Raw genomic sequence first — 25,346 nt, forward strand, 5'->3', positions numbered from 1 at the left:
ATTCGCTGATTAATACTGCTGGTCAATACTCAGTGTTACTGGAGAACCTAGCTCTACCACTTCACTTTCACCGTACCAATCGCCTTCGCGAGTTGCAACGTTGCCATCTGTATCAAGCCTAGCGCGAACCATCAGAGATTCAAGGCTAGACAGTTTGATGCCTTCCATCATGCTATTGCCATCATCCAGTACAACCGTACGAGGGAAAGAGCCCAATGGGTAGCGAGCTGCAGCAACTGGCATAGGAGAACCGTCTGCTCTGTGTACCGATACGATAAGTACAGAATCAGGGTCGGCATTCACTTGCTCACCTAGGTTTAGCGTTACAGCCACACTCTTGCCTTCCGCTACACCCATTAGATTACCCATTTTCTTCTGAGCACTTTCGATACTACGTGATAGCATTTCGTAACGGCTGTCTTGTGGACCGATCATCTGTTGCATGATGCTCCAGTACTTCACTGCTGATGGGTAATCTTGACGCTCAAATGCATCAAACGCCAACAGTGAGAACACACGCAAGTCAACATAGTCTTTCTGAACAAGACGGCTCAAAAGCAGACGAGCTTGATTCTGTTCCGCTTCATCAGGAGACAGCATCAGTGCTTGTGCAAAACCAAGTTGAACATCTTCGTTGTTCGGCTCTAACTTGTAAGCGCGCTCCATTGCATCAATAGCGGTTTGCGCATCACGGTTTGCTAGAGCAATACGACCTAGCAATAACCAACCTGTCGAATCTTGAGGCTGGTAATGCAGACGTGTGCGAAGTGCCAGTGTCAGATCTTCCAACTCATCATCAGTCAGTGCACTGCCTTCTGCAGACATCAGCTTCTTAGATAGAGCCGGTAGATTTGCACTTACTTGCTGCCAGTGCTGAACCTTGTCCATTGCACCAAACTGGAAGTACATGCCGTAGCTAATTGCTAGCACCATGATTACGGATGGTACAACGACAACAGCCGTTGAAATCTGAGTCGTCTTAGTCGCCTTTTCTGCTGGAATATCATCAAGAAGAGACTGCTTAAGGTCAGCGATCAGCTCTTGTTGGTTATCAACTAACCCTTCTTCCGCTTCAACTTCTAACTCATCTAGACGATCTTTATAGAAAGCCTTATTCAATTCATCACGAAGTGCTTCATCGTTGTTGGCTTTCTTGTTCACAAATGGCAAAACAATCAACACGACAGCAGCTAATGAAAGGATAATTGTAGAAATCCAAAATAGAGTCATTACTTCTTGTCTCCGTCGTTCTCTTCATCGAGTAACGCTTTTAAACGTGCTTCTTTATCTGCATCCCAGTCGTCGTTTGACTCTACGACTTTCGCTTTTGATTTTCTGCTTCGCAGTACGATAAGCGCGAAACCAAATACCACAACGGCAAACGGACCAACCCATAGGATTGATGTTGCTAACGTAAGCGGCGGATTGTAGGTTACAAAGTTGCCATAGCGAGCGATCATGTAGTCAATGATCTCCTGCTCAGACTTGCCCTCTTTCGTCATCTCATACACTTTTTGGCGAAGGTCGACCGCCAGTTCTGCATTCGAATCACCAATGGTGTTATTTTGACATTTTGGACAACGCAGGGTGTTACTCAAGTTTTTGAATTGCTGCTCTTGCTGCAAGTTATCAAACTCATGAATTTCAATCGCTGCTGTTGCTGTCAGTGAAATAGCAAACGTTGCTAACAGCGCAATCAGTGCGTGTTTCATCATTTTGCTTCCTCCAATAGCTCTTGATACATAGGCTCAAGCGTTGATGCCCAGTTTGTTGGATTTACATCACCCACATGGCGGTAACGAACAATGCCGTTTGCATCAATCAGAAACGTTTCTGGAGCACCGTATACGCCTAGGTCTAAGCCCAGCATACCGTTGCCATCAAATAAGCTAATTAGGTAAGGGTTACCAAGCTCATTCAACCAACCAACTGCTTTGTTACGATCATCTTTGTAGTTCAAACCGATGATCTTAACGCCCTGCGCCGCCAGCTTATTCAAGTATGAGTGCTCTGCGTAACACGTTGGGCACCAAGTTGCCCAAACGTTTAGAAGCAGAGGCTCGCCTTTGAATACAGCTTGGTCGTAAAGCTTGCCCGGCTCCGCTAGATCTTCTAGACGGAACTCAGGAACTTCTTTACCGATCAATACTGACTCTAGCTTAGTCGGGTCATCGCCCGACTGATTGCGTACAAGCTGAGTTGCAAAAATGACAGCCAATGCCATAAAAGCAATCAATGGAATGAAAAGTATCTTCTTATTCATTAAGCCTCCTACTTCTCGGCTGTCTTTTTCGCTGGCTTGCGGAAACGGTAACGACGGTCACTGATCGCAATAGCACCACCCAGTGACATGATCAAAGAACCAGCCCAGATCCAACGAACAAACGGTTTGTAATAAACACGTACAGCCCACGATTTGTTGTCATCAAGACGCTCACCCATTGCGATGTATAGGTCACGAGTGATGCCACGATCAATCGCAGCTTCTGTCATCATAGACTTAGCTGTGGTGTAGAAACGTTTCTCTGCATGCAGCGTATTGATGTACTTACCATCTTTAGTGATCTCAAAATCAGCGATGTAGCCATCGTAGTTCGGACCATCTTTGTCACGAACACCTGCGAAGTAGAAATCGTACTCTTCAAGTTGGTAGTACTCACCTGGAGCCAAACGTACATCGCGTTCAATGCTGTAGTTTTGAACCATTGCAATACCGATAACAGTAACTGCAAGACCAAGGTGACCCAGCATCATCGCCCAGTGGCTACGTTGAATCTTAGTCACACCAGTCCAGAAGCTATGACGGTGTGTAGCACGTTCATGCAGTTCAAAGCCGTGCATGAAGATGATCCAGAATGCCATTACCCAACCAGCAAACGCTGTTCCGCTGAAGTACTCAGCGAGTACGCTTACCATCAGCCAACTTAGACCGATTGATAGCACACCAGATACAACCATTGGCTTAACAAGCTTAGACAGGTTGTCACGCTTCCAACGGATCAGTGGACCGATACCAAGTAGGAACGAGAATGGAATCATCAACCAGAAGAACAGCATATCGAAGAACGGTGCACCGATAGATACTGAACCAAGACCAATCTGTTTATGTACAAGTGGCAGTAGTGTACCAACAAGCACAACCACTAGTGCTGCGATAAGTAGTACGTTGTTAGCAAGCAGTGAGTTCTCACGAGATACAAGATCGAAGTTACCACGAACTCGTACTGCTGCACCTTTCACAGCAAACAGAAGTAATGAACCACCAATTACGAAGACTAAGAAGCCTAAGATGAACATACCGCGAGCAGGGTCCGAAGCAAAGGCGTGAACCGATACCAAGATACCTGAACGAACTAAGAAGGTACCCAGTAAGCTCAACGAGAATGCTGAGATTGCCAATAGTACTGTCCATGCTTTAAATGTACCGCGCTTCTCTGTCACTGCTAGAGAGTGCATGAGTGCAGTACCTGCTAACCAAGGCATGAATGACGCGTTCTCTACTGGATCCCAGAACCACCAGCCGCCCCAGCCTAGTTCGTAGTAAGCCCACCATGAACCTAGTGCGATACCTAGAGTTAGGAATAACCAAGCAGCGATAGTCCAAGGACGTGACCAACGTGCCCATGCTGTATCTAAACGACCACTCATGAGTGATGCGATAGCAAACGAGAACGCAACCGAGAAGCCTACATAACCCATGTAAAGCATTGGCGGGTGAATGATCAAACCTGGATCTTGAAGAAGCGGGTTGAGGTCACGACCGTCAACAGGGAAGAACGGCAAGGTACGTAGGAACGGGTTTGAGGTCACAATGATGAACAGCAAGAAGCCGACAGTGATAAGACCCATGATCGCCAGAACACGTGCTACCGACTCTTGTGGCATACCACGGCTAAACACCGCAACCGCAACAGTCCAACCTGCTTGGATAAGTACCCAAAGTAGTAGTGAGCCTTCGTGCGCACCCCATACAGCCGTTATACGGTAGTACCAAGGAAGCTGGCTGTTAGAGTTACTTGCAACATACTGCAACGTAAAGTCGTTGGTATAAAACGCGTAACATAGAATAAAAAACGAAATCGCTAGGAAGATGAACATACCCCAAGAAAGTGGGCGAGCACTGTTCATCAGCAAAGTGTTATTGCGAGCAGCTCCGTAAAGTGGGAGCACACTCAGCAACAATGCCAATCCTAGCGATAGGATCATGGCAAAGTGGCCGATCTCGGCTATCATTGAGCACTTCCTTCTTTTTGTTCAGTCGAGTATTGCAAAGGCTCGTGTGTCTTTTTCATCGCTTCAGCCACTTCAGAAGGCATGTACTCTTCATCGTGCTTAGCTAGAACTTCAAACGCTTCGATGGTCGTTGCATCTTTTAATACGCCTTGAGCGACAATACCTTGCCCCTCACGGAAAAGATCAGGAAGAATACCATCGTAAAGAATGGTCACCTTAGGGCCAACATCCGCTAAATCGAAGCTCACGCGCAAAGATTCGTTATCACGCTTCACAGAGCCAACAACAACCATGCCACCAATACGTAGGCGTTGACCTACTTCTGGCTTGTGGCCGTCTTTACCGTTTACCAATTCCGTTGGTGTGTAGAACAGATCCATGTTTTGATTCAATGCATAAACCATCAGGCCGACAGTTGCACTAATACCAATAAAAATAGCTAGGACAATACCCAGTCTCTTTTTACGCCTTGGGTTCATAGAGTGTTCTCCATTTTTTTCGCTGCGTCGATTCGCGCTTGGCGATCAACTTTAGCTTGTACTTCATTGAGCAATTGCTTACCACGACGAACGCTGACTACCAGCAAGATGATCATCGCAAGAAAAGTGATTCCGAATGCACTCCAAACGTAAGAGGCGTAACCGCCCATCGCAAAGAAATCACTTAGAGATTCAAAATACATAGTTACCTACCCGATTACGCTTTTTCTGCCGCTAGTTTGCGGACCCACGGACGATGACCTTCTTTGCTGATGATTTCGTTACGGAAACGAACCATAGTGACGGCGCCGAAGAAGAATGCAAAACCGAAAATATTAAGAAGCAGTGGCCACAACATATCGCTTGAGATCGATGGCTTATCGAACTTAGTGATCGTTGCACCTTGGTGCAGTGTATTCCACCACTCTACTGAGAAGTGAATAATAGGTAGGTTAATCACACCGACAATAGCAAGGATACCTGCTGCCTTTGCCGCTGTTTTCTGATCATCAAAAGCGTGGTGCAGAGCGATAACGCCCAAGTACAAAAATAGTAAGATCAGTTCTGAAGTTAAACGTGCGTCCCAAACCCACCAAGCACCCCACATTGGCTTACCCCAAACTGCACCAGTCAATAGCGCAATAAAGGTAAACACGGCACCAATCGGAGCCATTGCCAGTGAAGCCATGTCAGACAATCTCACTTGCCACACTAGGCCAATAAACGCAGCAATCGCCATAGACATGTACACACCCATCGACCAAATTGCTGATGGAACGTGAATGTAGATAATTCTAAAGCTATCGCCTTGCTGGTAATCAGAAGGCGCAAATGCAAGCCCCCAAACGGTACCAACGGATAGACACACTAGTGCTAGAACTGAGAACCATGGCAGAAGCTTACCAGCGAGCTGATAAGAGGTTTCCGCTTTGGCGTAGGGATGGAGCCATTTCCACATGTTGTAATCTCACTCTTACTTCATATTACTTACAGCTGTTAAAGCTATAGTTATTATAATTTATCTACGGTTGCTTTCCGTGTGGCGACTCTAGGAGTCCAATGGTGTCAATTAGTTCACACCAAAATCTATTTAGTTAGTTCACGCTCACACGTAAGGCGGCACTGATAGCAAATGGTGTTAACGTCATCGCACCCATCAGCATCGCGCCTAACACAGCCAATTGACCGTTATACGCAACACCCAGTGCTGCGGCATCAATCGCAGAGGTCGCAAAGATCAAAATTGGGATGTAAAGCGGCAGGATAAGCAAGCTCAGTAACACGCCCCCTTTTTGCAACCCAACCGTCAGTGCAACACCGATAGCACCAATAAAACTCAACGCGGGCGTCCCTATCATTAAGGTCAACACAACCGAGAGCCATGTATCGAAATCCAGCGATAGCAGAACGGCCAAAAGCGGACTAATTAAAATTAATGGTAAACCAGTCAATAACCAGTGTGCTATGACCTTGGACAATACTACCAACTGCAACGGGATGGGAATGAGCATCATCTGTTCTAGTGCTCCATCCTGAAAATCGTCTCGAAATAGTCGCTCTAATGAGAGCAGTGCCGATAGCAGAGCTGCGACCCAAACAATACCCGCAGAGATGCGAGCTAGAAGATTTGGCTCTGGACCAATACTCAATGGAAACAAGGTGATAACGATAATAAAGAACCACAAAGGGTTAAAAATATCGGCCTGGCGACGAAACGCTATAAGTAGTTCACGTCGGATAATCATTGTCATTGAAGCGATCATATTATTCACCCAGCTTTATTTTTCTTAGTTTCGGGCTATCAGCGAACATATCTTGGTGCGTTGTTAGTAGCACAATTCCGCCGTTATCTGCATGCTGTGAAAATAAATTCTCGAGAACTTTCACACCTTGCTTATCGATTGCCGTTAACGGCTCATCTAAAATCCACAGCATCTGCTTACTTAACCACAGGCGAGCTAACGCTACACGTCGTTGCTGACCAGCAGACAATTGCCCCGCGGGTACATCTTCTCGACCAGCTAAACCCACTTGCGCCAATGCACTGTAAAGTTCTTCTTTACTCGCCTTACCACTATGAATGGATTGGTAAAAGCTCAAGTTCTCGTAGGCACTTAGCTCACGTTTAACACCGGTTTGGTGTCCAAGAAACAGAAGATTTTGATGATAAGCATCGCGATTGGACTCAATTGACTGGCCATCCCATGAAATAGTGCCTTCGTCTCGATCGCCTAATCCGGTGATGATCCTAAGTAGTGTCGTCTTGCCGGTACCATTTCTTCCCTCAACCTGAACGAGTTCGCCAGCTTTGAGTTGAAAAGACAAAGATTCAAAGAGAACTCTTTCGTCACGAATAGCGGTTAAATTTGAGACTTCTAACATAGGAAATATAGGTCCAATAATAAGAGGGGTATAGTAGCACACCATTATGGTGACAAAACAGGAATAGGTCTTTGCGAAAGAACAAACTCAGTAAGAAACTGTTAACGCTGTGTCAAAATTTACACATTTTATGTTTAAAGCATAATATCTCAAAGATACAAACACTTAGACATAGCGTTCTATAAGTAAGATTTCACAATGCATAAACATCAAATACAAAAAAAGAAGCCTGAGCTTCTTTTTTAGATTCGCGATTTCGCGCTTAACTTATTTTAGCGACGTGGCGGCTTGCGGCGGTCGTAAGACTTAGGCTGCTCATCATAAGATGATGGATTACTACGAAGAGACGGGATTTTTTCTTTGCCCGCTAATTTGTTCTGTAGAGACATCATTAGCTCAGCTTCCGCTTTTGGCAGTTCACACTCTTCGATCAGCTCGTTAATTCCTGCACCAAGCTGAACCATTTTAGTCGCTCGAGTATAGAGTCTGCCATCAGTGTCGGCATGTTCCAACTCAACAATACGCTCATTTAGATGTTTGATCACATCTTCTTGCTCTGTCACTTTTTGGCCAAGGCCAACCACAACAGAGCGCACCTCTAGCAACTGCTTACTCGATTTTTGGAGTTCTTTTTCCAAGCTACGAACTTGCGCGCGAGAGTGGTCGAGCTGCTTTTGTAGGACACTTTTCACTTTGCCCAGCAGCACAACAATAAATAGCGTAAAACACCCACCCCCAATAATCAGTGCGGCTGGGCTTAAAGGCAGCGCTTCAAACATTACAGGTGAGCCATCTCATCCCATTCGTCTTCGCTTAGTAGCTTGTTCAAATCAACAAGGATCAGAAGCTTACCGTCACGGTTGCTTACACCTTGGATGAACTTAGCACTTTCATCAGTACCAACGCTTGGCGTGGTATCGATTTCAGAAGAACGAAGGTAAACAACCTCTGCCACGCTATCAACTAGGATACCAATTACTTGGCGCTCAGATTCGATAACGATGATACGAGTGTTGTCAGTGATCTCGCCTTGCATTAGGCCAAAACGTGAACGCGTATCGATAACTGTTACAACGTTACCACGTAGGTTAATAATACCTAGCACGTAGTCCGGAGCACCTGGTACTGGAGCAATCTCACTATAACGAAGAACTTCACGCACCTGCATTACGTTGATGCCGTAAGTTTCTTCTTCAAGTTGGAATGTCACCCATTGAAGTACTTCATCATTGATTTGATCTTTTCTTACTTCAACTTCACTCAATTGAGACATATTCAATCCTCTTGCCGCCGTTACCGGCTCACTATTATTAATCTAATGCTTTTACATCTAACCCTGCATTTAGCATGGCGATCAATGCTTCAACATGAATCAAAGCACACATTTTTTCTTTAACCATACCCGCGAGCCATGGACGTTTACCCGCCATTTCTCGCCAGCGTACTTTATCTGTATTTAAGAGCTCGGTACCTTTGAGCTCTGTGCTCGCCAGTCCCCACATGCTCTCACCAAGCATCACTATATATTGATAGTTTTCTTTGTATTCGTCACTGGTTAACTTCTCAGACATCACCCATTTTGCGGTATCGACCACATCTAATTGACTATCTCTATTAGATTGAAGGCCTAAATACCAAGCTGGGCGACCAATTAGATGGCTCAGCTCTTCTAAACGGTGTATGCCACCAAGTTCATCCAATGGAACAGCAAAAGTCACACCATTCACATCAAAGTAGAGTACTTGGAAATCTTCGCTACGAACCGTGCTCTCCCACGACGTGAAGCTACTGGCTCCACCCGCTTGAGTTTCTAGCTCAGTTTCTTGCTCAACAGTTTCCAAATCTTCCTGAACAGTCACCGTCTCTTCAACGGCTTCAACACTTGGCTGATATACCGGTTCAGTGAACACTTGAGGCTCTGGTTCAGCAACTGTTTCAGCTACATTTTCAAAAACGGGCTCTTCGATGTCCCAGCTTTGAATCTCTTCTTCAACTTGCAGCTCGGCAACAGGCGGCTCTGGCGTTTCAACTTCAAGAGATGGCGAAGCCATTTCCATCTTTGGTGCCAATTCCGTTTCAGTCGCCACATCGACAGTGGTCGTCGAATGGAGCGCAATTTGTTGTGTGTTCTGATCCATCAAATCGTCGAGATTTAACTCTTCAACGATATTTGTTGACTCTAGTTGGCTCAGTAGCTTTTGAACGTCCTCCAAATTTGGGACTTCAAACTCAGCTGAGTGAATCTCAGAGTAACTCGAATATTCAGCCAATTTTCGCTCTGGCTCTGGCTCTGGCTCTGGCTCTGGCTCTGGCTCTGGCTCTGGCTCTGGCTCTGGCTCTGGCTCTGGCTCTGCGTAAAATAATCATCGAGTGCTTGTTCACTCGATAAGCTGGCTTGCTCGATGACTGAATCTTTACTGGAGCTCATTAATACCCAGCCTCTCGAGATAAATAAGCAACTGCTTATATGCAAATACGCCACGGCTACCGGATGCAAAGTGAGAGGCAGGTAAACGCTTCAAACTCGCATCTCTAAACTTAGTGTCAATCGGTACGGCTGATGTCCACACTTGATTCGGGTAGTCATGCTTCAATTGCGTCAATGTTTGCAGCGACGCCTTGGTGCGCTTGTCGTACATAGTAGGAACAATCGTCACCTTAAATGGCGCTTTGCGTGACTTCTGCATGATTGTCAGGGTACGAATCATTCGTTCTAGACCTTTCATTGCCAAGAACTCTGTCTGTACCGGGATCAAGATGCGATCGCTTGCCGCCAACGCGTTCACCATCATCACACCAAGGATCGGTGGACAGTCAATCAACACGTAATCATATTCATCTTTTACCGCCGCCAGTGCGCGCTTCAAAATTAAGCCCATACCACTGCGGTTTCCCATCACTCTGTCTAAGGTAGCCAAAGACATATGAGCAGGAATGATATCAATACCCTCAACTTCGGTTTGCAAAGTCAAAGGGGTGACTGTCTCAGGCGTAAAATCACGTAACTGAAACAGATCGAACAAACTGGATTCAACCGTATCTGAGTCGTAACCCAGATACGTTGTCAGTGATGCATGTGGGTCTGTATCAACCAACAAAACACGATGACCTTTTTGACTCAAAAGCCCAGCTAAGGTTACGGTTGTTGTGGTTTTACCAACACCACCTTTTTGGTTTGCAACACTCCAAACAATCATGATGTGCTACCTAAGCTAAACCAACTTCGACCAACATTCTCTCAGCAATACGCTCAAGAGGAAGGTCTTCAGTTGAAATGCCCGCTTTAGCAACCGCTTGAGGCATGCCATACACTACACAGCTGTCTTCATCTTGAGCCCAGATAGTTGAGCCCGCAGATTTGAGCATGCGCGCACCTTCACGGCCATCAGCTCCCATGCCAGTCAGTACCATAGACAGCACTTTGTCAGCGTAGATCTTAGCTGCAGAACCGAAAGTCACATCCACACAAGGTTTGTAGTTCATGCGGTCGCCGCCATCAATGATACGCAGTCGAGCAGAACCTGGGCGACCATCAATCATCATTTGTTTGCCACCTGGTGCTAGGTAAGCAACGCCTGGCTTCAAGATGTCGCCATCTTGGGCTTCGCGTACTTCAATCTTACACAAGGTGTTCAGACGGCTTGCAAACGCTGCCGTAAATGTCGCCGGCATATGTTGAATTAACACAATAGGATGTGGGTAATTCGCAGGGATGCGCGTCAAAATTTTCTGTAGTGCTACTGGACCGCCCGTCGACGTACCAATTGCAGTCAATTGATACTTTTTACCCGATGCGCGGAACTTAGCTGCGGCAGGTTTAGCTGGAGCAGCCGGTTGACGCAATGACGAAGTCGCTGGTGTCACTGTTGACGCAGCTGGAGTCACTGGGCGTGAGATCGAAGCTGTGCGTCTTAGTAATGCACGCTTTGATGCAATCTCAATCACACGCTGCTGTAGCAGTGAAACTGCATCGTCACGGTTACGAGCAATATCTTCGAACTTTTTCGGTAAGAAATCTAATGCACCAGCATCCAACGCATCCAATGTTGCCTTCGCGCCATCATGGGTCAGCGAAGAGAACATTAGGATAGGCGTCGGTGTTGCCGCCATGATTTCACGGACGGCTGTAATACCGTCCATAACTGGCATCTCAATATCCATTGTGATGACATCTGGTCTTAGCCTTTTGGCTTTTTCGACCGCTTCCTTGCCGTTTACGGCAACATCAATGACTTCTAGGCGCGCCTCTGAATTGATGATCTCGCTTACTCTACGACGGAAAAAGCTCGAATCATCAACGACTAATACTTTAATCGCCATATTTATCCTTAAATTAAATTCTAGACGCTGCTGCGTACTGCTTCAGTAGATCTGGTACATCTAAGATAAGAGCGATATGACCATCACTCGTGATCGTCGCTCCCGCCATACCTGGCGTGCCTTGTAGCAAATTATCTAGAGGCTTAATAACCACTTCTTCTTGACCGATCAAAGTATCAACCACAAAACCAACTCGTTGGCTTCCTAGCTGTACAATAACGACATGACCATGACCTTTACGTAGCTCGACGATACCGGCTTTTGGCGCTAACCAGTTCTGTAGATAGAACAGCGGGATCGATTTTTCACGAACGATGATAGTCAACTGACCATCAACCACGTTGGTACGGCTTAGATCTAAGTGGAAGATCTCGTTTACTGATGCCAATGGCAGTGCGAATGGGTGACCAGCAACACCAACCATTAGTGTCGGTAGGATCGCTAGTGTCAGTGGAACCTTGATGGTGATCTTCGTTCCCTTACCCATTTCTGAGTCGATATCGATTGAACCATTCAGCGTGTTGATCGCAGTTTTTACTACGTCCATACCTACACCACGGCCAGAGATATCTGAAATTTGTTCTTTACTTGAGAAGCCCGGTGCAAAGATCAGGTTGAAACACTCTTTGTCTGTTAGACGAGATGCTGCATCTTCATCCATCAAACCACGTTTCACCGCAATTGCACGAAGCTTATCTGGGTCCATACCGCCGCCATCATCAACGATAGCCAGTTCGATATGATCACCCTCTTGAGAAGCAGATAGAATCACTTTACCAGTACGAGACTTTCCAGCAGCAACACGTGCTTCTGGCATCTCAATACCATGGTCAACTGAGTTACGAACCAAGTGAATCAATGGATCCGCAAGAGCCTCTACAAGGTTCTTATCGAGATCGGTCTCTTCACCACGCATCTCAAGTACAATGTCTTTCTTAAGGCTACGAGCCAAGTCACGTACAACGCGCGGGAAACGGCCAAACACTTTCTTGATTGGCTGCATGCGCGTTTTCATTACTGCACCTTGTAGGTCTGCAGTAACAACGTCTAGGTTTGAAACAGCCTTCGACATTTCTTCGTCATTACTGTTTAAACCTAAGCTCACTAGGCGGTTACGTACCAACACTAGCTCACCAACCATGTTCATGATGGTATCAAGTGTTGAGGTATCAACACGCACAGTCGCTTCAGCTTGTTGTTTCTTAGCTGCTGGCGCTTTTGCTTCTGATTTAACAGGCGCTGGCGCTTTAACTGGTTCAGGCGTTTGTACCGCTGCCGGTGCTGCAACAGGCTGAGGCGCTGTCGCTACTGGGGCCGGAGCTGGTTTAACTTCCGCTGGTTTGGTCGCGGCATCTAACTCTTCTGCTGATGGTCCATTACCAGAGCCGTGCAGTTGATCGAGCAGCTTTTCAAACTCTTCGTCCGTCATCAGATCGTCACCATCTGCACTTGCAGAAACAGGGGCAACCGGCGCGGCTGGCGGAGGTGGTGGTGGCGCGCTCGCATTAGATGGGCTTTTGCCTGCACCGTGCAGCTCGTCGAGCAGCTTTTCAAACTCATCGTCAGTGATATCGCCGCTATCCGCTACTGGTGTTGGAGCAGCAGGAACTGGAGGCGGTGTCGCCTCTACTGTTGCCGCTGTTGGTGAACCACCTTTACCATGCAGTTCATCCAATAATCTTTCGAATTCATCTTGAGAGATTTCATCTACTGATGATGCATTGATGTTAGTTTCAACTGGCGCAGCCGGTTCAGGAGTCACAACAGGCTCAACAACGGGTGCTGGCGCTTCAACTGCAGGTGCAGGAGCAGCAGCCACCTCGTCCTCTGATTCTGGCTTACATAGACGATGCAACTCATCCAGCAGAGATTGATCTGCAGGCTCTAGAGGCTCTCGATCTTGAACAGCTTGGAACTGCACGTTAACGGTGTCCAGAGCTTGAAGCATAGTATCCATCAAGCCTGCCGTTACGCTACGTTGGCCATTTCTTAGAATGTCGAACACATTCTCGGCGCCATGACAGGTGTCTACCAGTTCAGTAAGTGCAAGGAAGCCTGCACCACCCTTCACGGTATGGAAACCTCGGAAAATAGCATTTAGTAGATCTTTATCATCAGGGTTATTCTCAAGCTCTACTAACTGTTCAGAAAGTAGTTCAAGAATCTCACCCGCTTCGACTAAAAAGTCCTGAAGAATGTCTTCGTCTAATTCGTAGCTCATACGTTACCTTTAAAATCCAAGACTGGATAACAAGTCATCGACTTCATCTTGAGATGCCACTGCGTCTTCTCGCTCTTCAGGGTTCATGATTGGCCCTTCAGGTGCGGTTGCCGCTTTCTTATCGGTCTCTTTATTTTGGCTAGTTTGATCCGCTCCAAATGCGGTTAGGATCTCTACTAAACGGCCTTCGACTTCATTTACAAGAGTGATAACTTTACCAATGATTTGGCCAGTTAGATCTTGGAAGTCTTGAGCCATCAAGATTTCAGTCAGTTGTCCGCGCAGTTCGGTGCTATCACCTTCTACCTGAACAAGTAATCCATCAATGCGGTGACATAAAGCTTTAAATTGTGCCAGCTCAATGCGGCCATGCATCAGTTCATTCCATTGAGGCCTTACTTGAAGTAAACACTCGTGTAGGTTGTCTGCGATTGGCATACAACGATCGACTGCGTCCATCGTTTTATTTGCAGCGACTTCCGTTTTATCAATGACATATTGAAGGCGATCCCGAGCATCTGGGATTTCATCATTTGCGATAACGCTAATGCGCTCATCGAAATTGAATTGTGTCAAAGAGTCATGGAGATCGCGGGTCAGAGAACCTATTTCTTGAAGCATTGGGTTGTCTTGAAGACTAACATTCTCTTCATACATGCTTCTAACAAGAGAATCAGCTTGTTGCTGCTCATCGTTTTCAAGCAGCTCTACTAATTTTTTTGCTTGTTCTAATGAAATCATCCTGAGTTCGGCCTTACTCCGCATATACTACGACGCTTCAATCATCTATGGGAAAAACGAGAAACCAAAAAGTTATTGCTTCCCTAGAAGCGCCTAAATCTTTCTTCTTGAGGCTTATAAACGCTCAAAAATCTTATCTAGTTTTTCTTTTAGCGTTGCAGCAGTGAAAGGCTTAACAATGTAACCATTTACACCCGCTTGCGCTGCTTCAATGATCTGCTCGCGTTTCGCTTCTGCTGTGATCATAAGTACAGGCAAGTGCTTCAGCTCAGCATCAGCACGGATGTGTTTCAGCAAGTCGATACCTTGCATTCCAGGCATGTTCCAGTCAGTTACCACGAAATCAAATTCGCCTTTTTTCAGCATAGGAAGTGCGGTTAGACCGTCATCTGCTTCTTGAGTGTTGTTGAAACCTAAGTCACGAAGTAGGTTTTTAACAATACGGCGCATCGTTGAAAAATCATCAACAATGAGAATTTTCATGTTTTTGTTCAAATTAGCCTCCACTGAATAAAAATCAGTGTTGTTAGTCGTTCTGTGTCCATGCACTTAATTTAGTGCGCAGACGCTGCATAGATTGGCTCAATATCTGGCTGACACGAGATTCGCTGACACCTAATACTTCCCCAATCTCTTTTAAATTGAGTTCTTCGTCATAGTAAAGAGATAGGACTAACCCTTCTCTTTCTGGAAGTTGTTTTATTGAATCGATCAAAGCTTGTCGAAACGACTCATCAGCAACTCCCTGAAAAGGTAAGTTATCTTGAGAGTCTTCATTCGGAGATATTACATCATCTGAGACGCCTAAATCTTCGATTCCAACCAACTTTGAACAATTTATATCCGTTAAAGCGCTGTGATACTGCTCTAAAGTCAGTCCCATGTGCTTCGCGACTTCAGAATCGCTTGGATCTCGGTTCAAAGTCGCTTCAAGTTCAGCAATCGCATTACTAATTTCGCGGTTATTCTTATGAACCGATCTCGGCACCCAGTCGCCTCGTCGGATATCATCCAGCATTGCACCACGAATTCGAATACCAGCGTAAGTTTCAAAACTCGCGCCTTTTGAACCATCGTAGTTCTGCTGTGCTTCAATCAAGCCGATCATACCAGCTTGAATCAAGTCATCCACCAATACATTAGGCGGCAATCGCCCCAACAAGTGATGAGCGATACGTTTAACCAGCACAGAATACTTCTCGAAAAAGGCTTGCTGCCCATCGAGGTTTCCGCGTTGGTTGTAGGTAAGCGCTTTATTCACCAAATGGTTCCTCTGCATATGTACTGCGATTTAACAGACGCTCCACGAAAAACTCCAAGTGACCACTTGGTGTTTTCGGAATCGGCCAAGTTAACGCTTTATTCGCCAATGAGCTAATTGCTAACGCAGCTGGAGAGCGTGGGAACGCATCCACTACGATTTTCTGTCTCTTGACTGATTGACGTACTTTATCATCTAGAGGTATACATGCTACGAGTTCGAGGCTCACATTCAAGAAACGCTCTGTGACAAGCGTCAATTTTGCAAATAATTCTCGGCCTTCACGGTAACTTCTGACCATATTTGCGACAACTTTGAATCGTTGCACCTGATGTTCACGACTCAAAAGCTTAATCAAGGCATATGCATCAGTGATCGACGTTGGTTCATCACAAACGACGACAACGACGTCTTGTGCTGCTCTTGAGAAGCTCACAACCATGTCAGATATACCAGCTGCCGTATCGATTAGCAAGACATCCATTTCGTCTTCAAGCGTACCAAACGCTCGAATCAGACCAGCGTGTTGTGCGTGCGACAGCTCGGTCATACTTTGAGTACCCGATGTCGCAGGGATAATCTTAATGCCGTGTGGACCTTCCACAATCGCGTCTTTAAGTTCGCACTCACCCGCCAATACGTGGCCTAGGTTTCGTTTTGAACGAATACCCAGCATGATATCCACGTTCGCCAGACCTAAATCGGCATCCAGTACCATTACCTTCTTGCCCTGGCGAGCCATACAGATTGCCAGTCCAAGAGTGACGTTAGATTTACCCACACCACCTTTACCACCGGTTACCGCAATAACTTTGGTCAAAGAAGGCTTTGTTAAGCGACGGAGGCCGCTAGCTTGGTCATGTATCATATTTTCAGTCATATTTATCCGCCGCCTAGAGTCCTTCAGAATCGCTATTCCAGTAATGAGGTTCATTCTCTGTCGATTTCTCGAGTAGCTCGTTCGCCTTAGCAATCATGTACTTCGGTTGAGCGATAACGATATCTTCAGGAACTCGTTGACCATTTGCGATGTACGCAACTGGCAATGCATTTTGTATTACTACACTGATGAATTCACCCAAACTTAGCGACTCATCGAGCTTAGTCAGGATGCATCCCGACAGCGGGATTCTCCTAAAGTGTTCAATCGTCTCTTGCAGAACTTTGCGCTGCGCTGTTGCTGGCAACACCAAGTAACTGTGAATCACGGAACCACTCTCTTGCATCAGTGTGTCTAACTGCTCAGACAGGCGAACATCTCGTTGCCCCATGCCTGCAGTATCAACCAGAATTAGGCGACGGTTACGCAGTTGATATATAACATCGGCCAATTCTTTAGAATCTTTAGCAACTCTTACAGGACAACCCATAATTCTTCCATATATGGAGAGTTGCTCATGTGCACCAATTCGATAAGTGTCGGTTGTAACCAGTGCGACATTGTCTGCACCGTATTCCATTGCCGCTCGAGCAGCGAGCTTCGCAACGGTTGTGGTTTTTCCGACACCCGTTGGCCCTAACAGAGCGACAACACCACCACGCTTAAGAATATCTTTCTGGGTGACTGAGATCTGATCAGCCACCAGCGCTAACAGAGCTTTCCACGCGCGCGCTGGTTTAGTGTCTTCTGGGATGTAACAAGCCATTTGGTCAGCAAGCTCAGGAGAAACGCCCATACGCTCAAGACGCTTGATCAACATCGCACGCAGCGGCTCACGGCGCTCTACCTCTTGCCACATAAGCCCAGAGACTTGATGCTCAAGCAGACGACGAATCGAGGTCATCTCTTCACGCATCGTTTCCATTTCGGAATCAGAATTACGTGAAGATTCTGGCTCTCGCCCGCGATCGTATCGAGTTGGATCCAAACGATGTGGTGGACGCTCAACACGGCGATCTTCTGCAATTAACTTAGCAAGACCAGACTCATGAGAAGAGAACGCTGAATCAACATTGTGTTTGCTGCCCGCTTGTCGGTTCAGCAATGCAGATAACGAATCTTCATTTTCAGCACGATGTTGAGGCTCTTCCTCTGCACCGTGACTGTATTGCTTAAGCATGTTCGCAAAGCGCTTGGTCATTGAACGGCCGCTCTCTGAGCCAGAACCACCAATGCTCACTCGGTCGTCATCAAGCTGACGCTGACCCGATTTCGGTGCGGCCATTTGCGTATACTGACTCTGCGTAGGCTGAGGCTTGTTAAGTCGTGGCGCCGCTGCTGGTTGATTGGACTCACCATCAATAGCTGCAACGATCTCAACGCCACCTGCGACCTTTTTGTTAGACATGATCACAGCATCGGAACCAAGTTCTTCTTTAACTTGGAGCAACGCTGTTCGCATATCTTTTGCAAAAAATCGTTTAATTTTCAATTCAATAGTCCGTTCTAATTACGCGGATTAGTTTCCAACAGCTTGTACAATTCGGATCTGCTTTTCGTCTGGAATCTCTTGATAAGAGAGGACTCGTAAGCTCGGGATCGTGTTCTTAACAAACTTGGCTAATGTTGATCGCAATACACCAGAAGTAAGCAGTACCGCTGGTTCTCCTTTAAGCTCTTGCTCTTGGGTTGCCTGACTTAGCGAGGTCTGAAGACGCTCGGCCAAACCAGGTTCAATTCCTGCAGATTCACCACCGGATGCCTGCATGGTTTGATGCAAGATTTGTTCCAGTTCAGGAATGAGCGTTATTACAGGCAATTCTGGCTCTATACCATTGATTTCCTGAACAATTAGTCGTTTCAGAGAGATACGAACTGCAGCGGTAAGAATGTCGGGTTCTTGACTCTTTCCAGAATACTCCGCCAATGTTTGTACAATCGTTCGAACGTCTCGAATAGGGATCGCCTCATTAAGCAGGTTCTGAAGCACTTTAACCACCACACCCAATTGCAGTTGGTCAGGTACAAAGCCTTCCACTAGCTTAGGTGCAGAACGGCTAAGCATCTCCAATAGGTTTTGTACTTCTTCGTGACCAAGCAGCTGCGATGCATTGTTAGTTAACAACTGACTCAAGTGCGTCGCCAATACCGTAGAGGAATCGACTACGGTGTAACCAAGGGCTTGTGCGTGTTCACGCTGCTCTTCACGGATCCAAACTGCTTCTAGGCCAAAGGCTGGGTCAATAGTGGGCTCACCATCAATCATGCCGTAGACTTGTCCTGGGTTAATCGCCAGCTCCATGTCCGGTTTAATCTCGGCTTCACCCACCGCCACACCCATTAATGTGATTCGGTAGCTATTTGGCGTTAACTCAAGGTTGTCGCGAATATGAACCGCAGGAATTAGGAAACCAAAGTCTTGAGATAGCTTTTTGCGCACCCCTTTAACACGCTCAAGTAACTCGCCACCTTGATCTTTGTCCACCAAAGGAATCAAGCGATAACCCACTTCTAGCCCAATCGTATCTACAGGCTGAACATCATCCCATGACAGCTCTTTTTGGGCTGGCGCTTCGCCACCTGGCTCCATCGCTGCTGGCAATTTTGGTTCTTTGGCCTTTTGCTTCTGCTTTTTATCAATAAGGTACGCGCCTGCCCCTGCTGCAATCGCTAGAGTCAAAAACGCAAAATGAGGCATGCCCGGCACAATACCCATCACACCAAGAATTGCAGCTGTGATCATCAGAGCCTTTGGGTTGTCGAACATCTGGAAGACCAGTTGCTGACCCATGTCTTCATCGGTGTTCTGGCGAGTCACCATCATTGCAGCAGCAATCGAAAGCAATAGCGACGGAATTTGAGCTACCAAACCATCACCAATGGTCAGCAAAGTGTAGATCTCGATCGCTTCACCAAAGCCCAAGCCGAATTGCGCCATACCGATGCTTAAACCACCGATGATGTTGATGAACAGAATCAAGATACCGGCAATGGCATCACCTTTAACGAATTTCGACGCACCATCCATCGAACCATAGAAGTCCGCTTCTTTGGTCACTTCAAAACGACGCGTGCGCGCTTGCTCTTGGTCAATCAAACCCGCATTCAAGTCCGCATCAATCGCCATCTGCTTACCCGGTAATGCATCCAAGGTAAAACGGGCGCTTACTTCTGAGATACGACCCGCACCTTTGGTTACAACCATGAAGTTAATGATCATCAAGATTAGGAAGACCACTAGACCGACGGCGTAGTTACCACCAATTACTACGTTACCAAATGCCTCGATAACGTTACCGGCCGCGTCGCCACCTTCATGACCATATAGAAGAACCACACGCGTAGACGCCACGTTCAACGCAAGTCTTAACAACGTTGCGATAAGAAGCACAGTTGGGAAAGCAGCGAAGTCGAGCGGGCGACGGGTATAAACCGTTACCAGTAACACCACCATGGCCAACGCAATGTTAAAGGTGAAAAACATATCCAGTAGAAAAGCCGGGATCGGTAAGATCACCATAGCGAGCGTCGCCAAGACCATGATTGGCGCACCTACAGCTGGCATCGCGCGGTTTGGTAGCTTGGGTAGCTTATCCGAGAAAGGTAGGGAGAATTTCATAAATCAGGACTGCATCGCTATCTTTGATGCCGCTGCATATTTACGGCGACATCAGGGTTATCAAATCAGCATTGGTATAGCAAACACCATACCAGTGTCGAGTCGTCAATTTATCGACACTGCATCATGACGACATTGATTTCGTAAACCCTCATTATCCGCATTCACTCGACTTAGCTCAAGTATTTGATCTAATGACGTAACTCAGGTGGGATCGGCATATTAGATTGCTGTAGTTTCGGGCGCTCTCCGCCACGTTTACGATACTGCTTGAGCTGGAAAACATACGCAAGCACTTGCGCTACTGCCGTAAACAGGCCGTCAGGAATTTGTTGTTCAAGCTCAGTTGTATGATACAGGGCACGTGCAAGAGGTGGTGCTGGCACGATGTAGATATCATGCTCACGCGCGACTTCACGAATCTTCATCGCCATATGATCAACACCCTTCGCAACAACAACCGGCGCTTTATCTTGGTCTTGTTTATAACGAAGGGCTACCGAGAAATGCTCTGGGTTGGTAACAATAACATCGGCCTGTGGGACGTCCGCCATCATACGGCGCTGAGCCGCTTCGCGCTGAAGCATACGAATACGCCCTTTCACTTCCGGCTTACCTTCCGTATCCTTGTACTCATCTTTCACTTCTTGCTTGGTCATCTTCAATTGGTCAGCGTGTTGCCAAATCTGAAATGGAATATCAATAGCCACAACGATCAACAGCGAACAGCTGATCAACAAAATGAAATTGAGCAGAATATCAAGAGCATGAAAGATGTTTTGTGGATAGACATCCATGCTGAGCTGCATCAAGTCGCCTTGAGAGGCCTGAATCAGATAGATAGCCATACCCGATACCAGAGCGACTTTGAGGATCGACTTAATCAACTCTACCCAACTCTGCATACCAAACATCCGTTTAATACCACTAAGCGGGTTGAGCTTAGACGCCTTCGGCATCGCGGCCTGCATTGAGAAGTTGATACCGCCAACCCCTGCAGCACCAATCACCGCGGCAACGAACAGAGTGACCAAGATTAGGAGTAACGGAAACAGCAGATTCACGACTGCACCACCCGCTATTTCTAACAGTTTAGTGGTGTCAAAAATCTCTTCACGGCTAAGAGTAAACAGACGCTGCATCGCTTCAAAAAGTGCTTTGGCCATAGATTCACCAAACCACATCAAAGCAACGGCTCCGATAATTAATACTGACGCTGACGCGAGCTCTTTTGACCTTGCAACCTGCCCTTTCTCTTTGGCCTGTTGCAAGCGTCTGGGCGTGGCTTCTTCTGTGCGTTCTTGACCGTCTGACTCTGCCAATTCAGCCTCCTACTATTAACTAGGGTCTATCGACCTAACAATCCAACCGGATCAAGCGACATATTTGCTGTTCGCCTTGCATCCAGAATAGTTCATAGTGACCGTATAGGCCGCCCAAGATATACCAACATAATAATAAACCGACCAACAACGCAAACGCGAAACCGAGAGAGAAGATATTAAGTTGTGGTGCAGCACGCGTCATTACACCAAACGACAGGTTAATCGTGAGTAGTGCAATAATGCCAGATAATGACATCGCGAGCGCCGTTTTGAACATAATCCCGAGCCACAGAGCTAACTCTCTAAAATCGACCGTAGTCAGTGAGCCACTGCCAATTGGCAACGTTTTAAAGCTAAACACGACCAACTGCAACATCTTCAAATGACCATCAGTCACCAAGAAGAACATCGTCGCTAGGAACATGAACAGCTGACCAAGAACCGGAGTATTTTGCCCGTTGGCAGGGTCAACCATTGAAGCAAAACCTAAGCTCGACTGCATACCGAGAATCTGACCCAACATTACGAACGTCTGAATCATAAATTGGGTCACAATGCCCATCGCAATACCAATTAAAACTTGCTCAAACAAGGTCAAAAAGCCTTTAAAAGAGAGCAGTTCAATGTCTTGCGGTACCGCAGGAATGGCTGGCATCACCGCAAAAGTGATCGCAAGGCCGAGATAGAGGCGAATTCGAGGCGAAACAAAGCGTGCCCCGGTTACCGTCATCACCATCAGCATTGATGAGATACGAGTATAAGGCCAAAAATAGTTTGCTAACCAATCGAGAACAACGGACGCCGGGTATTCCATAGGCGTTAGTACAAGACTTGTGGCAGACGCTCAATGAGTTCGAAAAAGAACTCCATCATCATCTGCGTCATCCAGTGTGCAAATAGCATCAAGGCTAAAAGCGTCACGATCAAGCGGGGCAAGAAACTTAGGGTTTGTTCGTTAATCGAGGTTGCGGCTTGGAAGATTGCCACCACCAGACCAATCAACAAACTTGGGATAATAATGGCACACACCATGATGAGTACCATCCAAAGTGCATCCCTAAATAACTCGACAAATATCTCTGGATTCATGCTTCCCCCAGCTACAAGGCAAAACTGCCGGCGAGGGTGGAGAGTATTAAGTTCCAGCCATCAACCAATACAAACAACATCAGTTTGAATGGTAGCGATACGATCATTGGCGAAAGCATCATCATACCCATTGCCATCAACACCGAAGCAACGACAAGGTCGATGATCAAAAATGGCAAGAACAGCATAAAGCCAATCTGGAAGGCGGTTTTGAGTTCTGAAGTAATGAACGCAGGAATCAAGATCGCCATCGATACGTCTTCTGGGTTTTGTACTTCCGCGCCTGAGATCTGCACAAAAGTTTCTAAGTCTTTAATTCGAGTCTGTTTCAGCATGAAAGCTTTGATCGGCTCCTGAGCCACATCAAACGCCTGTCGAGCACTGATCTGTTCATTCAAGTAGGGTTGAACGGCTTGCTCATTCACCTGATTGATCACGGGCGACATGATAAAGAAGGTCAAAAAGATTGCGATACCAATGATTACTTGGTTAGACGGCGTCTGCTGTAGACCCATCGCCTGACGCAAGATCGACATCACCACCACAATACGGGTAAACGACGTCATCAAGATAACCATAGCTGGCAAGAAGCCAAGCATGGTCATCAAGGCCAAAATCTGTAGGTTTATCGAGTAGTCTTCGCCACCTTCAGCATTGGTGGTCATGGTAAAGGCTGGAATCCCTCCACCGTTACCCGTTAGGCTGCCTGTGGTAATGGTTTGTGCTGATGCTTGGTCTTGTTGCATCGTGCTGACCGTAACAGACTCCGACCCCGCGATGTTGGCAGGAATCGTCCCATCTTCAGCTTGCGCCATAACAGACTGGCTCAAAAATAGCGACATCACCAGCATGAGCGTGGCACATGCCGATGTGAGAACTGAGATGAAATTTTGACTCGTCGAGTGAGTAAATCCGTTACTTATTGGCATCTTTCTTCATTAACTGAGAGAGTTGATTTGAAAAAGTATTTTTTTCCAACATCTCTTTGGATAAAGGCTCTTCCAGCTTTGAAATTAGCTGAATCGATTGACTGGTAATACCGACTAAGAACTGCTCTTCTCCCGCTTGAACAATTGCGATACGCTCTTTCGTCCCTACTGGAATTTGACGAATGATCGACAACCCTTGCTGATTCGTCATTGCAGGAACTTGCATTCGCTTTAGCAACCAAGCAAGAAATAAAATGAAGCCTATAACCAAAATTAGCGACCCAAATGTGGTCGCTAAATCGAGGTCTGGCGCGGCAGCGAATGCATAAGAAGGGGTCATCATTAACCCCATCACAACCAGCGCTTGAGTCCGCCCTGCCATTAACGCAGCTTCTTAATGCGTTCTGTCTGGCTGATAACGTCGGTTAAACGAATACCAAACTTATCATTGACCACAACCACCTCGCCGTGAGCAATTAAAGTCCCGTTAACCATCACGTCTAAAGACTCACCTGCGATGCGGTCTAGCTCTACAACTGAACCTTGGTTTAATTGCAGCAGGTTACGGATACTGATCTGCGAACGGCCTACTTCCATAGAAATAGTGACCGGAATGTCCATGATGGTGTCGAGCTTACGACGCTCATCTTCTGAGATTGGAGAGGATGAATCTGTCAGCTCATCCAATGGCGCCGCTAACACGTCATCCACATCAATCGAAGGTGCCGACGGATCTTCACCAAGTGCGGCAGCCCATTCGTCTGCCAACTTTTGATCTTCACTAGGTTCCATTACCAAATCCTATTTTCGTACTTATTATTCGTTGTCTTCATCATTCTCAAGCTCAGACATCAAGTCTTTACCTAAGAATGCAAGGTCTGTTTTAACCACGTGTGGTCGTTCAATTTTCTCAGAGATTTGAACCGCTAGCTTCTCTCCAGAGCGCCCCATTTTCACGCGATATGTTGGGAGTTCTTCAACAAACATGGTCGCATGCTCTGGCATGTCCATTGGGATAACATCACCTGGACGTAGCTCCATTAGGTCGCGTAAAGAGATATCTTGCTCTAGAAGGTTTACGCGGAAGTTCACTGGTACATCCATGATTTCATCACGCAGAGCCGTGCTCCAACGAACGTCGGTTTCCATCTTATCGGATTGAACACCGGCATCGAGCAATTCACGGATCGGCTCTACCATGGAGTACGGCATCACAACGTGGAAGTCACCGCCACCGCCGTCCACTTCAATATGGAATGAGCTTACTACGATCACCTCTGTTGGGCTCACGATGTTTGCCATGCTTGGGTTTACTTCTGAGTCTAGATATTCAAACTCAACACCCATCACTGGCGACCAAGCTTCTTTGTAGTCCTCAAACACGATTTTGAGAAGAAGCTGGATAATTCGACGCTCAGTCGGGGTAAATTCACGACCTTCAATCTTGGCGTGGAATCGACCATCACCACCAAAGAAGTTCTCTACCAGAATAAACACTAAACGTGCTTCCATGGTGATAAGCGCTGTACCTTTTAACGGTCTGAAGCGCACCATGTTAAGACTGGTTGGTACGTACAACGTATTTTGGTATTCACCAAACTTCATCATTTGTACGCCGTTAATCGAGACTTCTGCCGTTTTCCTCAACATATTAAACAAGCTGATACGCATGTGGCGCGCAAAACGCTCGTTAATAAGTTCAAGGGTCGGCATTCGACCACGGACGATTCGATCTTGAGAGGAGAAGTCGAAGTTGACGGCATTGTCCGACTCCGTCTCTAAGACTTCTTCTACCTCTTCAACATCATCTACGCCGTGTAACAGCGCATCAATTTCGTCTTGGCTTAATAAATCGGTCACAGATTAC

27 protein-coding genes and 1 pseudogene are annotated in these 25,346 nt (G+C 46.6%); all 28 read right to left on the bottom strand.

From position 1 onward, the window contains the following. Positions 1–9: 9 nt before the first annotated feature. Positions 10–1,230, bottom strand: coding sequence for a c-type cytochrome biogenesis protein CcmI (gene ccmI / locus L1D60_RS19490; protein ID WP_239842534.1), 1,221 nt, complete (start codon positions 1,228–1,230; stop codon positions 10–12). Continuing rightward, the gene (locus L1D60_RS19495; protein ID WP_239842535.1) at positions 1,230–1,715 is read right to left on the bottom strand and encodes a cytochrome c-type biogenesis protein; all 486 of its coding nucleotides are present in this window, start codon (positions 1,713–1,715) and stop codon (positions 1,230–1,232) included. The genes ccmI and L1D60_RS19495 overlap by 1 nt, the downstream gene beginning before the upstream one ends. Beyond that, a complete protein-coding gene (locus L1D60_RS19500; protein ID WP_239842536.1) occupies positions 1,712–2,263 on the bottom strand; it encodes a DsbE family thiol:disulfide interchange protein in 552 nt (183 codons plus the stop codon). The genes L1D60_RS19495 and L1D60_RS19500 overlap by 4 nt, the downstream gene beginning before the upstream one ends. 8 nt (positions 2,264–2,271) lie before the next feature. Next, a complete protein-coding gene (locus L1D60_RS19505) occupies positions 2,272–4,233 on the bottom strand; it encodes a heme lyase CcmF/NrfE family subunit (protein ID WP_239842537.1) in 1,962 nt (653 codons plus the stop codon). Further along, positions 4,230–4,712: a cytochrome c maturation protein CcmE gene (ccmE, locus tag L1D60_RS19510; protein WP_239842538.1), complete on the bottom strand. Its 483-nt coding sequence runs from the start codon at positions 4,710–4,712 to the stop codon at positions 4,230–4,232. Before ccmE ends, L1D60_RS19505 begins: the two co-directional genes overlap by 4 nt. Then, positions 4,709–4,915, bottom strand: coding sequence for a heme exporter protein CcmD (gene ccmD / locus L1D60_RS19515; protein WP_032549636.1), 207 nt, complete (start codon positions 4,913–4,915; stop codon positions 4,709–4,711). Before ccmD ends, ccmE begins: the two co-directional genes overlap by 4 nt. 14 nt (positions 4,916–4,929) lie before the next feature. Then, entirely contained in the window at positions 4,930–5,670 is a 741-nt protein-coding gene (locus L1D60_RS19520) for a heme ABC transporter permease (protein ID WP_150871471.1), read from the bottom strand. 136 nt (positions 5,671–5,806) lie between these two features. Beyond that, a complete protein-coding gene (gene ccmB / locus L1D60_RS19525) occupies positions 5,807–6,475 on the bottom strand; it encodes a heme exporter protein CcmB (RefSeq protein WP_239842539.1) in 669 nt (222 codons plus the stop codon). A 1-nt stretch (position 6,476) separates the two neighbouring features. Then, positions 6,477–7,094 carry a cytochrome c biogenesis heme-transporting ATPase CcmA gene (gene ccmA / locus L1D60_RS19530; RefSeq protein ID WP_239842540.1) on the bottom strand — a complete coding sequence of 206 codons (618 nt, stop codon included), beginning with the start codon at positions 7,092–7,094 and terminating at the stop codon, positions 6,477–6,479. Between the two features lie 272 nt (positions 7,095–7,366). Continuing rightward, positions 7,367–7,873, bottom strand: coding sequence for a DUF2802 domain-containing protein (locus tag L1D60_RS19535; protein WP_239842541.1), 507 nt, complete (start codon positions 7,871–7,873; stop codon positions 7,367–7,369). Then, positions 7,873–8,367 (bottom strand): chemotaxis protein CheW, encoded by a 495-nt coding sequence (locus L1D60_RS19540; protein WP_239842542.1) that lies wholly within the window; start codon positions 8,365–8,367, stop codon positions 7,873–7,875. The genes L1D60_RS19535 and L1D60_RS19540 overlap by 1 nt, the downstream gene beginning before the upstream one ends. Before the next feature lie 37 nt (positions 8,368–8,404). Further along, positions 8,405–9,522 (bottom strand): annotated as a pseudogene (locus L1D60_RS19545) (chemotaxis protein CheW). Beyond that, complete coding sequence (locus L1D60_RS19550) at positions 9,509–10,291, bottom strand: ParA family protein (protein ID WP_239842543.1); 783 nt, start codon at positions 10,289–10,291, stop codon at positions 9,509–9,511. The pseudogene L1D60_RS19545 and the gene L1D60_RS19550 overlap by 14 nt, the downstream one beginning before the upstream one ends. A gap of 10 nt (positions 10,292–10,301) precedes the next feature. Then, positions 10,302–11,414 carry a chemotaxis response regulator protein-glutamate methylesterase gene (locus L1D60_RS19555; RefSeq protein ID WP_239842544.1) on the bottom strand — a complete coding sequence of 371 codons (1,113 nt, stop codon included), beginning with the start codon at positions 11,412–11,414 and terminating at the stop codon, positions 10,302–10,304. A 13-nt stretch (positions 11,415–11,427) separates the two neighbouring features. Beyond that, entirely contained in the window at positions 11,428–13,635 is a 2,208-nt protein-coding gene (locus L1D60_RS19560; RefSeq protein WP_239842545.1) for a chemotaxis protein CheA, read from the bottom strand. 9 nt (positions 13,636–13,644) lie between these two features. Beyond that, positions 13,645–14,376 carry a protein phosphatase CheZ gene (locus tag L1D60_RS19565; RefSeq protein WP_239842546.1) on the bottom strand — a complete coding sequence of 244 codons (732 nt, stop codon included), beginning with the start codon at positions 14,374–14,376 and terminating at the stop codon, positions 13,645–13,647. Between the two features lie 114 nt (positions 14,377–14,490). Continuing rightward, positions 14,491–14,859, bottom strand: a complete 369-nt coding sequence (gene cheY / locus L1D60_RS19570) for a chemotaxis response regulator CheY (protein WP_008218307.1) — start codon at positions 14,857–14,859, stop codon at positions 14,491–14,493. Between the two features lie 43 nt (positions 14,860–14,902). Further along, complete coding sequence (locus tag L1D60_RS19575; protein ID WP_239842547.1) at positions 14,903–15,637, bottom strand: RNA polymerase sigma factor FliA; 735 nt, start codon at positions 15,635–15,637, stop codon at positions 14,903–14,905. Beyond that, entirely contained in the window at positions 15,630–16,517 is an 888-nt protein-coding gene (locus L1D60_RS19580) for a MinD/ParA family protein (protein WP_032549648.1), read from the bottom strand. The genes L1D60_RS19575 and L1D60_RS19580 overlap by 8 nt, the downstream gene beginning before the upstream one ends. 13 nt (positions 16,518–16,530) lie before the next feature. Further along, the gene (gene flhF / locus L1D60_RS19585; protein WP_239842548.1) at positions 16,531–18,009 is read right to left on the bottom strand and encodes a flagellar biosynthesis protein FlhF; all 1,479 of its coding nucleotides are present in this window, start codon (positions 18,007–18,009) and stop codon (positions 16,531–16,533) included. 27 nt (positions 18,010–18,036) lie between these two features. After that, on the bottom strand, positions 18,037–20,136 hold the full coding sequence (gene flhA / locus L1D60_RS19590) for a flagellar biosynthesis protein FlhA (RefSeq protein ID WP_239842549.1): 2,100 nt from the start codon (positions 20,134–20,136) through the stop codon (positions 18,037–18,039). A 191-nt stretch (positions 20,137–20,327) separates the two neighbouring features. Next, positions 20,328–21,458, bottom strand: a complete 1,131-nt coding sequence (gene flhB, locus L1D60_RS19595) for a flagellar biosynthesis protein FlhB (RefSeq protein WP_239842550.1) — start codon at positions 21,456–21,458, stop codon at positions 20,328–20,330. 34 nt (positions 21,459–21,492) lie between these two features. Continuing rightward, the gene (fliR, locus tag L1D60_RS19600; protein ID WP_239842551.1) at positions 21,493–22,275 is read right to left on the bottom strand and encodes a flagellar biosynthetic protein FliR; all 783 of its coding nucleotides are present in this window, start codon (positions 22,273–22,275) and stop codon (positions 21,493–21,495) included. Between the two features lie 5 nt (positions 22,276–22,280). Further along, positions 22,281–22,550 carry a flagellar biosynthesis protein FliQ gene (gene fliQ, locus L1D60_RS19605; protein WP_004739854.1) on the bottom strand — a complete coding sequence of 90 codons (270 nt, stop codon included), beginning with the start codon at positions 22,548–22,550 and terminating at the stop codon, positions 22,281–22,283. A gap of 11 nt (positions 22,551–22,561) precedes the next feature. Beyond that, a complete protein-coding gene (fliP, locus tag L1D60_RS19610) occupies positions 22,562–23,479 on the bottom strand; it encodes a flagellar type III secretion system pore protein FliP (protein ID WP_239842552.1) in 918 nt (305 codons plus the stop codon). Then, positions 23,466–23,861 (bottom strand): flagellar biosynthetic protein FliO, encoded by a 396-nt coding sequence (fliO, locus tag L1D60_RS19615; protein WP_239842553.1) that lies wholly within the window; start codon positions 23,859–23,861, stop codon positions 23,466–23,468. Before fliO ends, fliP begins: the two co-directional genes overlap by 14 nt. Continuing rightward, the gene (fliN, locus tag L1D60_RS19620; RefSeq protein ID WP_004739851.1) at positions 23,861–24,271 is read right to left on the bottom strand and encodes a flagellar motor switch protein FliN; all 411 of its coding nucleotides are present in this window, start codon (positions 24,269–24,271) and stop codon (positions 23,861–23,863) included. The genes fliO and fliN overlap by 1 nt, the downstream gene beginning before the upstream one ends. Positions 24,272–24,295: 24 nt before the next feature. Next, a complete protein-coding gene (gene fliM, locus L1D60_RS19625; protein ID WP_032549655.1) occupies positions 24,296–25,339 on the bottom strand; it encodes a flagellar motor switch protein FliM in 1,044 nt (347 codons plus the stop codon). Between the last annotated feature and the right edge of the window lie 7 nt (positions 25,340–25,346).

This window comes from Vibrio sp. Isolate30 (genome assembly GCF_022397975.1).
In the GTDB taxonomy this organism is placed as follows: Bacteria; Pseudomonadota; Gammaproteobacteria; order Enterobacterales; family Vibrionaceae; genus Vibrio; species Vibrio fortis.

What these genes read in the sequence shown, in the direction of transcription:
- ccmI (WP_239842534.1), bottom strand. Translation starts at nt 1,230, where the DNA reads ATGACTCTATTTTGGATTTCTACAATTATCCTTTCATTAGCTGCTGTC.
- L1D60_RS19495 (WP_239842535.1), bottom strand. Translation starts at nt 1,715, where the DNA reads ATGATGAAACACGCACTGATTGCGCTGTTAGCAACGTTTGCTATTTCA.
- L1D60_RS19500 (WP_239842536.1), bottom strand. Translation starts at nt 2,263, where the DNA reads ATGAATAAGAAGATACTTTTCATTCCATTGATTGCTTTTATGGCATTG.
- L1D60_RS19505 (WP_239842537.1), bottom strand. Translation starts at nt 4,233, where the DNA reads ATGATAGCCGAGATCGGCCACTTTGCCATGATCCTATCGCTAGGATTG.
- ccmE (WP_239842538.1), bottom strand. Translation starts at nt 4,712, where the DNA reads ATGAACCCAAGGCGTAAAAAGAGACTGGGTATTGTCCTAGCTATTTTT.
- ccmD (WP_032549636.1), bottom strand. Translation starts at nt 4,915, where the DNA reads ATGTATTTTGAATCTCTAAGTGATTTCTTTGCGATGGGCGGTTACGCC.
- L1D60_RS19520 (WP_150871471.1), bottom strand. Translation starts at nt 5,670, where the DNA reads ATGTGGAAATGGCTCCATCCCTACGCCAAAGCGGAAACCTCTTATCAG.
- ccmB (WP_239842539.1), bottom strand. Translation starts at nt 6,475, where the DNA reads ATGATCGCTTCAATGACAATGATTATCCGACGTGAACTACTTATAGCG.
- ccmA (WP_239842540.1), bottom strand. Translation starts at nt 7,094, where the DNA reads ATGTTAGAAGTCTCAAATTTAACCGCTATTCGTGACGAAAGAGTTCTC.
- L1D60_RS19535 (WP_239842541.1), bottom strand. Translation starts at nt 7,873, where the DNA reads ATGTTTGAAGCGCTGCCTTTAAGCCCAGCCGCACTGATTATTGGGGGT.
- L1D60_RS19540 (WP_239842542.1), bottom strand. Translation starts at nt 8,367, where the DNA reads ATGTCTCAATTGAGTGAAGTTGAAGTAAGAAAAGATCAAATCAATGAT.
- L1D60_RS19550 (WP_239842543.1), bottom strand. Translation starts at nt 10,291, where the DNA reads ATGATTGTTTGGAGTGTTGCAAACCAAAAAGGTGGTGTTGGTAAAACC.
- L1D60_RS19555 (WP_239842544.1), bottom strand. Translation starts at nt 11,414, where the DNA reads ATGGCGATTAAAGTATTAGTCGTTGATGATTCGAGCTTTTTCCGTCGT.
- L1D60_RS19560 (WP_239842545.1), bottom strand. Translation starts at nt 13,635, where the DNA reads ATGAGCTACGAATTAGACGAAGACATTCTTCAGGACTTTTTAGTCGAA.
- L1D60_RS19565 (WP_239842546.1), bottom strand. Translation starts at nt 14,376, where the DNA reads ATGATTTCATTAGAACAAGCAAAAAAATTAGTAGAGCTGCTTGAAAAC.
- cheY (WP_008218307.1), bottom strand. Translation starts at nt 14,859, where the DNA reads ATGAAAATTCTCATTGTTGATGATTTTTCAACGATGCGCCGTATTGTT.
- L1D60_RS19580 (WP_032549648.1), bottom strand. Translation starts at nt 16,517, where the DNA reads ATGACTGAAAATATGATACATGACCAAGCTAGCGGCCTCCGTCGCTTA.
- flhA (WP_239842549.1), bottom strand. Translation starts at nt 20,136, where the DNA reads ATGAAATTCTCCCTACCTTTCTCGGATAAGCTACCCAAGCTACCAAAC.
- fliR (WP_239842551.1), bottom strand. Translation starts at nt 22,275, where the DNA reads ATGGAATACCCGGCGTCCGTTGTTCTCGATTGGTTAGCAAACTATTTT.
- fliQ (WP_004739854.1), bottom strand. Translation starts at nt 22,550, where the DNA reads ATGAATCCAGAGATATTTGTCGAGTTATTTAGGGATGCACTTTGGATG.
- fliP (WP_239842552.1), bottom strand. Translation starts at nt 23,479, where the DNA reads ATGCCAATAAGTAACGGATTTACTCACTCGACGAGTCAAAATTTCATC.
- fliO (WP_239842553.1), bottom strand. Translation starts at nt 23,861, where the DNA reads ATGGCAGGGCGGACTCAAGCGCTGGTTGTGATGGGGTTAATGATGACC.
- fliN (WP_004739851.1), bottom strand. Translation starts at nt 24,271, where the DNA reads ATGGAACCTAGTGAAGATCAAAAGTTGGCAGACGAATGGGCTGCCGCA.